The sequence below is a fragment of the Arthrobacter sp. Hiyo1 genome, from assembly GCF_001263615.2.
GTDB lineage: Bacteria > Actinomycetota > Actinomycetes > Actinomycetales > Micrococcaceae > Arthrobacter.
Genome location: NZ_DF952477.1, coordinates 64,952 through 72,824, shown reverse-complemented (window position 1 = coordinate 72,824; position 7,873 = coordinate 64,952). Strand labels below are relative to the sequence as shown.

Genomic DNA, 7,873 nt, shown 5'->3' with positions numbered 1-7,873 from the left:
GACGCCCAGAGCCCGGGACGACAAACCTGGCAGGAGGTTGACTACGGAGACAATGTTCACCCAAGCCCACCACGCCGGAAAGAAAAGCAGGACGAAGGTGCCGAACTCAGCCCATCCGGGGTCGCCGTGGATCCCGCGCGCAAGCTGCCCGACGAAAGCCACAAAGACGAGGTCGAAGAACAATTCCATCCAGTGGACGCGGCGAGGGTCACGGGCCACCTCGTGTTTCAACGCGCCAGGAACCGACGACTTATCCATCATTGACCCATGCTATTGGCTGACGGACTTGCCGTTGCTCCAGTTCGGCCCGCGAGATAGTAGCATTCGTAATGCAGGAATACGGTGTGCGCGAGCGTCATACCGACAGGGATAGGTTGCGGGGGCAAGCAAAGTCAATGGATTCGGAACCGGTACAGCCAGAGGTAACCCCTCGATTCAGCAACACCCGGAAGCAGAATACCGAGCTTGCCGTCCAGCAACTCCGGGACGGCGGGTTCACGAACATCCAGGTGGATGAATTCCTCGAGACGCTGCACCGCATGGAGGCCGACGAGTCGATACTTGCGCCGCTGACGAATGCCCTGCTCGCGATGAACGTCTCGGTTCAGTGGCTCATGTAGGAACCGCCAGCACTCCACGACCCAGATCCGGCTAATCGGACTCGGCCTCCTGCTCGATGCGTCGGCGCTGCTCCTCAAGCTCCTTCTCGCCTTCGTCTTCAGCTTGATAAAGCTTGGAGTTGGTGATCCGGAGTTCACGCATCACGGCGTCGAGCTTCACGTGGAGGGCGGCGCTGTCTCTATTCTGGGTGTTTTGGATGATGAAGACCATCAAGAAAGTCACGATGGTCGTGCCGGTATTGATGACCAACTGCCAGGTATCCGAAAATCCCAGGAGTGGTCCCGTAAACGCCCAAACAATGAGGATGATTACTGCCGCGCTGAACACCCAGGCGTGGCCGAGCACTTTGGCCACCTTGGTGGTGAACCGGGTGAAAAAATCCGGACGGGAACCGCTGTCTTCGCTCATCCAGCCATCATCCACCCACTACCGGTTGGCACCTACCCATCCTGCAGCTCGGTGCCGTTTCGGCCCAAACGCTTTCCAACGTTGTAATCTTCAGCTAAGGACGGTCGCTGACGTGCGCGGAAGAAGGAAAAGTGGCAATTACCATGCGGGATGTGGCCCAGGCGGCCGATGTGTCTATCAAAACCGTATCGAACGTCATCAATGACCATCCAAACATCAAAGCCGAGACCCGCGAGCGGGTTTTGCTGGCCATCGAGAAACTCGGCTATCAGCCGAATCTCTCGGCCCGGGGCTTGCGGTCCGGACGCACGGATGTCATCAGCCTCATCATCCCGGATCTGAAGAATGCCTACTTTGCCGAGCTCGCCGATGCCGTCATGACGGCCGCCTCAAAACGCGGGAAAGTGGTGATCATCGAGCAAAGCGGAGGTTCCCGGACGCGCGAGCTGGAGATCCTGCATGGCCCCCGGATGCGAATGGTCGATGGCGTCCTGTACAGCGTGCTCGGCCTGAGCCAGGAGGACGCGGGCCTCATCGAGATTCCGACTCCCATGGTCCTCCTGGGTGAGCGGATCTTTCACGGCCCCACGGACCACGTGACCATGCAAAACATCGAGGCTTCGCAAGCAGCTACCGACCACCTCCTCCAACGCGGACGAACGAAACTACTCGCTTTTGGTGCCCACCGAAATGAAGTCATCGGTTCAGCCGGGCTTCGCTTGGAAGGTTACCGCCGCGCCTTGCAGAAGGCGGGGCTGGATTACCGGGACGAACTGGCAATCGACGTCCAGTCGTGGCACCGTTCCGACGGCGCCCAGGCAATGCGGCACGTCCTGGAGTCCGGGCTGGAGTTCGACGGCGTCGTGGCCTTCAACGACTCCATCGCCCTAGGGGCGATGCGTGTCATGCAGGATGCTGGACTGAGAATCCCTGAGGATGTGGCGATCATCGGCTTTGACGACATCGACGAAACCCGGTATTCACTCCCGACGTTGTCAACCATAGATCCGGGCCGTCGGGAGATCGCCGAGACCGCCGTCGCGATGCTCCTGGAACGAATCGACGGCGCGGCCGAAGCAACGCCTGCCCGCGAGTTTGAAGCCGGGTTCAAGGTCATCAGCCGGGAATCCACGGCGATCTAGCCCGCCGAAGACGCCGTCCGATTTCTTCTTGACATGTAAGTCCAGTCACATCATCATGGATTTACAACGATTACTTACATCGATGTAAAAGCTCGGAAATGTCTCTTGTCCCCCATCCGCCGAGTCCGTCCAAGTCCCACCACCATCCATTGGCTGGAAGACGGCCTGCCCTCGCTGCTCCACCTCCGACGACGACGTCCATGCACGACCGAAGGGAAACTACGTGAACAAGAAAGCAATTGCCGCAGCAGTGTCAGCCGCTGCCCTTGCCGCCACACTGGCAGGGTGCAGTGGTGGCGCGGATGCCGCCAGTGCGGGCTCCAATACCACCAATTGCACAAACAAGATTGTGCATTCCGATGCTCCGAAGGTCTCCGTGTGGGCGTGGTACCCCAACATGGCCAAGGTCGTCGACAACTTCAACAACTCCCACTCCGATGTCCAGGTCTGCTGGACCGTGGCCGGCCAGGGTGGCCCGGAGTACGCGAAGTTCCAAACTGCCATCCAGGCCGGCAAGGGAGCCCCTGACGTGATCATGCTCGAGGCTGACCAGCTGACGGGTTTTGAATTGCAAAACGCGCTTGTGGACCTGAGCAAGTATGGCGCCGCAGACGTCAAGAAGAACTTCAGCGCGGGTTCCTGGAAGGACGTCTCGCAGGGCGATTCGGTCTACGCCATTCCGGTCGACGGCGGGCCGATGGCCATGATCTACCGTAAGGACATCCTGGACAAGTACGGCATCAAGCCGCCGACGACGTGGGCCGAGTACGAAACGGCCGCGCAGAAGGTCAAGGACGCCGGCGGCCCTGCTTTCGGAGACCTTGGCAGCAATGTCCCCGCCGCCCTGACCGCCCTCATGGCCCAAAAGGGCGCCGTTCCCTTCACCTATGACCTGGCGGACCAGAAGAACATCTCCATCCACCTCGACAGCCAGCCGGCCAAGGACGTGCTGAACTACTGGGCGGGACTCGTGAAGAAGGGCCTGGTCGCCACCCAGGACCAGTTCACCACCGACTACATTTCAGGAATGATCGGCGGCAAGTACGCTACGTACATCTCGGCCGCATGGGCTCCCGGCTACCTCACCGGGTCCGGAGTGGGTAAGGGCAACGAGAAGGGAACATTCGCTGCGGCCCCCCTCCCCCAATGGGATGCAAGCAACCCAGTCTCCGTGAACTGGGGAGGATCCACCTTTGCCGTCACCTCACAGGCCGGTGACCAGAAGCTCGCCGCCGAAGTCGCCAAGGGCCTCTACGCCGACGACGCCTCGCTGACGGACGGCTGGAAGACCCAAACGATCTTCCCGCTCAACCAGAATGTGTTGAAGTCGGACGCGTTCACCAACAACGCCGTCGACTTCTTTGGCGGACAGACCGCGAACAAGGACATCTACATACCGGCCGAAAATGCCTACAAGGGATTCAGTTACAGCCCGTTCAGCGTCTACTACTACGCGCAACTGCAGGCAGAGACGGTCAAGATCAATGCCGGCAAAGTCAGCGGGGACGAAGCAGCCACCGAGCTGCAGGGCATCATGGTGAACTACGCGAAGAGCCAAGGGTTCACAGTCAACTGACAGCTCCTCCCGTTCCGCCGGCCCCGGGTGGGCGGAACGGGGCGGAATCGATCAAGAGAAAGTTGCAGGACAGCTCATGGCAGTTCACGGGTCAACGGTGACGTCGTTGCCACACACTTCCACCCCGGACAAAGTGAATTCCGCGCCCCCGCCCGAACGCAGGACCCGCTCCCGCAGCGACAAGATGAATGCGCGGCGGGCCAGGACCGGATGGCTCTTCATCGCACCGTTCGGAATAGTTTTCGTGGCGTTCCTTCTTGCTCCGCTTGCCTACGCCCTCTACCTCAGCCTGTTCACCAAGGGCCTGGCGACAGGGACGCGGTTCAGCGGTTTGGAGAACTATCTCCGCGCCTTCTCGGATCCACAGTTCCTCAAGGGTGTGTGGTTCGTGGTCCGCTTCTCCCTGGTCCTCATCCCGGTCCAGATGGCCGTCTCCCTGGCAGCCGCCCTCGTGCTCGACCACCTCACCACCCGGCTCGCAAGGTTCTCCCGGCTCATGATCTTCCTGCCGTACGCAGTGCCGGCCGTCATTGGTGCCCTGATGTGGGGCTTTCTTTACAGTCCGACGTTCGGCCCCCTTGAGCAGTTTTTCTCCCTGTTCCACGCCTCCGCGCCCTTCCTGCTCAGCCAGGACAACGTCTTCTACGGCCTTCTCAATGTTGTGACGTGGCAATGGGCCGGCTATTACATGATCATCATCTACGCGGCATTACAGGGAATCGATCCGACCCTCTACGAGGCCGCCAAGATTGATGGGGCCTCCGAAAGGCAGGTTGCGTTCCGCATCAAGATCCCCCTGGTTTCTTCGGCACTTGTGCTCATTCTCATCTTCGCGCTGATCGGGACGCTGCAGTTCTTCTCCGAGCCGCAAATCCTCGGGCCGGTAGCCAACGGCAGCATCACCCCGGATTTCACCCCGAACATCTACGCGTTCAATTTGGCCTTTGGATACGCCCAGTTCAACTACGCCTCGGCCATATCCTTCTCCCTCGGCATCGTCGTCTTCATCGCGGTGTACATCTTCATGTTCGCCACCCGCAAGAAGGGGAGCAACCTCTCATGAGTGCGCTGACAACACATCTCCCGGCCGCAACCCGGCTGTCGCGGCCCCGGCGGCGCAACGTGGTGGCTCATGCCTTTCTGGGCGTCCTGGTCCTATATTTCCTGGCTCCCATTTGGTGGCTTTTCGTCGCCAGCACGAAAGACGCCCAAGGACTTTTCGCGGGCTCGTCCGGCGCTATGTGGTTCGACAAGAATTTCAACCTGATCGCGAACATTCAGGAGCTTTTCGCCTACAACGGCGGGGAGTACGTACAGTGGCTGGGCAATTCCCTTCTCTACGCTGTCAGCGGCGGTCTGGGAGCGACCGCAATCTCGGTCCTGGCCGGTTATGGGTTTGCCAAGTACAAGTTCCGGGGCCGGAACCTTACGTTCGCACTGTTGCTCGGTGCCGTGATGGTCCCCATGACGGCGCTGGTCATCCCGACATTCATCCTGATGTCCAACCTCAAGCTGACCGATACCGTGTGGGCGGTCATCCTGCCGTCGCTGCTTAGCCCCTTCGGCGTCTACCTGATGCGGGTTTACACCGCAGAAGCGGTTCCAGACGAGCTGCTCGACGCGGCCAGGGTGGACGGAGCCGGTGAACTCCGCACCTTCTTCCAAGTCTCGTTGCCCTTGCTTCGGCCGGCGCTGGTGACCGTCCTGCTGCTTTCCGTCGTTGGGACCTGGAACAACTACTTCCTGCCCTTGGCCATGTTGTCCACGGAGAGGCTCTATCCGCTCACCGTGGGCATAGGGCTCTGGGAGCAGTTGGCTTCGTCCAACAACGGGGGCGGCCACTCGCTCTGGAGCCTGATCGTCGTCGGTTCGTTCATTTCCATCATTCCCCTCGTGGTGGCATTCCTCACCCTGCAGAAGTACTGGCAGGGCGGCCTGTCACTCGGCAGCCTCAAATAGCCCCTTGAAGCACCTCTTCATTTCTCGCTCCTTCTCACCGAAAGCAGACCATGGTTTCCGCACGCCTTACGATCGACCCACAATTCGCAGTGGGCGCAGTCAATCCCCGCCTCTTCGGTTCGTTTGTTGAACACCTTGGACGCTGTGTCTACGACGGCATCTACGAACCCGGTCACCCCAGCGCCGACGCCGACGGTTTCCGCACTGACGTGATCGAGCTCGTCAAAGAACTCGGTGTTTCCACCATCCGCTATCCGGGCGGCAACTTCGTCTCCGGGTTCCGCTGGGAGGACAGCGTTGGGCCCAAGGAACAGCGCCCCCACCGACTCGACCTCGCGTGGCACTCCACCGAAACCAACGAGATCGGCATGCACGAGTTCAGCACCTGGCTTGAGAAGGTGGGCAGCGAACTCATGCTGGCCGTCAACCTCGGCACCCGCGGCACGCTGGAAGCTTTGGACTTGTTGGAGTACTCCAACATCCGCTCCGGGACGGAGCTGTCGGACCGCCGGGCCGCTCATGGCCGGGTGGAGCCCTTTGGCGTCAAAATGTGGTGCCTCGGCAATGAGATGGATGGCCCGTGGCAGTTGGGCCATCGCTCTGCCGACGACTACGGCAAAATCGCATCGCAGACCGCGAAGGCAATGCGCCAGCTTGATCCTTCAGTTGAACTTGTGGTCTGCGGCTCATCGAGCGCCCATATGCCCACCTTCGGAGAATGGGAGCGCGTGGTACTCACCCACGCCTACGAGGACGTTGATTACATCTCCTGCCACGCCTACTACGAAGAAAAGAACGGTGACCTGGACTCGTTCCTTGCTTCCGCCACCGACATGGACCACTTCATTGAATCCGTTGTAGCGACGGCGGACCACGTCAAAGCCGTCAACGGGAGCGCCAAAACCATCAACATTTCCTTCGACGAATGGAATGTGTGGTACCTCGAACGGTTCCATAACGTGGACAAAATCGAAGGGCTGGACAACTGGCCCAAGGCGCCGCGACTGCTTGAGGACACGTACTCAGTAGCCGACGCCGTCGTCTTCGGCAACCTCCTGATCTCACTGCTTAAGCACGCCGACCGTGTCACGTCCGCCTCCCTGGCGCAGCTCGTCAACGTGATCGCTCCCATCATGACCGAACCCGGCGGTCCCGCGTGGAAACAGACCACGTTCTTCCCGTTCGCGTTGACCTCCAAACTGGCCAAGGGTGTCGCCCTGGACGTGAGGCTGGATGCGGACAAGTACAGCACTGACGCTTACGGTGCCGTCCCGCTCATCGACGCGGTCGCTACCTACGACGCGGACGCCGCTGCGACGTCGGTCTTCCTGGTCAACCGATCACGGACTGAAGAGGCAACGGTCACCATCGACCTCACGGCTCTTGACAGCGCGATCGTCCTGGATGCGCAGACGCTCTCGGACGCGGATGTATACGCCAAGAACACGCTCAACGATCCGAACCGCGTCGGGCTGCACCCGAATAAGAGTGCCGTAGTACGTGACGGCGTCGTCGAAATCACCCTGCCACCCGTCTCCTGGACGGCCCTGAACCTCGGCTGACTTTGTGAATTCGTGAGAAGGCAAGCGACATCCCGGTCCGAAGACCGGGATGTCGCTTCCACTTGCGGCACTATGGGCCGAACCCCTTTTGCCCGCCGCCGCCCGGTGGGACGATTTTGACATGAGCGAAAACGAAGACCAAAAGCTCGCGTCCCCGGCTCCCGGCCATTACCTTCCGAGGGAAAAGGGCGCTTTCGTGGAGGAATACGAACACCCGACCACCCACCAGATGCGCATCGTCGGCCAGCGGAGGACCGAAGCGGAAGCCAAGCTCGAACGCCAACAGCGCGAGGCGCGTGAGAAGTTCCACGAATAAGAGATACGGAAAAACCCGGGTTAACGGCAACGCGCCGTTAGCCCGGGCTTCTTCTTGTTAAAAGCCCTCGCCGTTCACAGCCCGCCGGCGAGTTTGTAGTAGGCGGCGTTCCACGCGAGTTCCTTCTTGAACTGTTTGATGGTGGTGCCGTCGTCGATGGTGAGCAGTTCGGTCCGGGCGATTTCGGCGAAGTCCTCGAACACGTCCATGCCCACCTGGGTGGAGAGCACGGTGTGGTGCGCGGCGCCTGCGGTGAGCCACGCGGCGGCGGAGGTGGCGAAGTCGGGCT

At 60.4% G+C, this 7,873-nt stretch carries 9 protein-coding genes and 1 pseudogene; 7 read left to right on the top strand and 3 right to left on the bottom strand.

Annotated features, from left to right (window positions below; genetic code table 11):
* The coding region (locus tag AHiyo1_RS21720) for a low temperature requirement protein A (RefSeq protein WP_216363289.1) at positions 1-261 on the bottom strand (261 nt) is incomplete at its 3' end.
* Between the two features lie 134 nt (positions 262-395).
* Here AHiyo1_RS21720 and AHiyo1_RS21715 point away from each other — a divergent pair.
* Positions 396-620 carry a hypothetical protein gene (locus AHiyo1_RS21715; protein ID WP_148667708.1) on the top strand — a complete coding sequence of 75 codons (225 nt, stop codon included), beginning with the start codon at positions 396-398 and terminating at the stop codon, positions 618-620.
* A gap of 31 nt (positions 621-651) precedes the next feature.
* Here AHiyo1_RS21715 and AHiyo1_RS21710 read toward each other — a convergent pair whose 3' ends face one another.
* Entirely contained in the window at positions 652-1,044 is a 393-nt protein-coding gene (locus AHiyo1_RS21710; protein ID WP_253257549.1) for a low affinity iron permease family protein, read from the bottom strand.
* 116 nt (positions 1,045-1,160) lie between these two features.
* Here AHiyo1_RS21710 and AHiyo1_RS21705 point away from each other — a divergent pair, with 116 nt between their 5' ends.
* From AHiyo1_RS21705 to AHiyo1_RS21680, 6 genes are all read left to right on the top strand, one after another.
* Positions 1,161-2,171: a LacI family DNA-binding transcriptional regulator gene (locus AHiyo1_RS21705; protein ID WP_059389958.1), complete on the top strand. Its 1,011-nt coding sequence runs from the start codon at positions 1,161-1,163 to the stop codon at positions 2,169-2,171.
* A gap of 223 nt (positions 2,172-2,394) precedes the next feature.
* Positions 2,395-3,747: an ABC transporter substrate-binding protein gene (locus tag AHiyo1_RS21700; RefSeq protein WP_059389957.1), complete on the top strand. Its 1,353-nt coding sequence runs from the start codon at positions 2,395-2,397 to the stop codon at positions 3,745-3,747.
* Positions 3,748-3,823: 76 nt separating this feature from the next.
* Entirely contained in the window at positions 3,824-4,810 is a 987-nt protein-coding gene (locus tag AHiyo1_RS21695) for a carbohydrate ABC transporter permease (protein ID WP_084784670.1), read from the top strand.
* Entirely contained in the window at positions 4,807-5,706 is a 900-nt protein-coding gene (locus AHiyo1_RS21690; RefSeq protein WP_059389956.1) for a carbohydrate ABC transporter permease, read from the top strand. The genes AHiyo1_RS21695 and AHiyo1_RS21690 overlap by 4 nt, the downstream gene beginning before the upstream one ends.
* A 50-nt stretch (positions 5,707-5,756) precedes the next feature.
* Positions 5,757-7,268 carry an arabinosylfuranosidase ArfA gene (arfA, locus tag AHiyo1_RS21685; RefSeq protein WP_059389955.1) on the top strand — a complete coding sequence of 504 codons (1,512 nt, stop codon included), beginning with the start codon at positions 5,757-5,759 and terminating at the stop codon, positions 7,266-7,268.
* Between the two features lie 121 nt (positions 7,269-7,389).
* Positions 7,390-7,584 (top strand): hypothetical protein, encoded by a 195-nt coding sequence (locus tag AHiyo1_RS21680; protein ID WP_148667707.1) that lies wholly within the window; start codon positions 7,390-7,392, stop codon positions 7,582-7,584.
* 74 nt (positions 7,585-7,658) lie between these two features.
* Here AHiyo1_RS21680 and AHiyo1_RS21675 read toward each other — a convergent pair.
* A pseudogene (locus AHiyo1_RS21675) lies at positions 7,659-7,873 on the bottom strand (L-arabinose isomerase); the annotation flags it as partial.

Excerpts from the sequence above, each read along its gene's own strand:
- AHiyo1_RS21690 (WP_059389956.1), top strand. The coding sequence starts at position 4,807 with ATGAGTGCGCTGACAACACATCTCCCGGCCGCAACCCGGCTGTCGCGG.
- AHiyo1_RS21680 (WP_148667707.1), top strand. The coding sequence starts at position 7,390 with ATGAGCGAAAACGAAGACCAAAAGCTCGCGTCCCCGGCTCCCGGCCAT.
- AHiyo1_RS21715 (WP_148667708.1), top strand. The coding sequence starts at position 396 with ATGGATTCGGAACCGGTACAGCCAGAGGTAACCCCTCGATTCAGCAAC.
- AHiyo1_RS21695 (WP_084784670.1), top strand. The coding sequence starts at position 3,824 with ATGGCAGTTCACGGGTCAACGGTGACGTCGTTGCCACACACTTCCACC.
- arfA (WP_059389955.1), top strand. The coding sequence starts at position 5,757 with ATGGTTTCCGCACGCCTTACGATCGACCCACAATTCGCAGTGGGCGCA.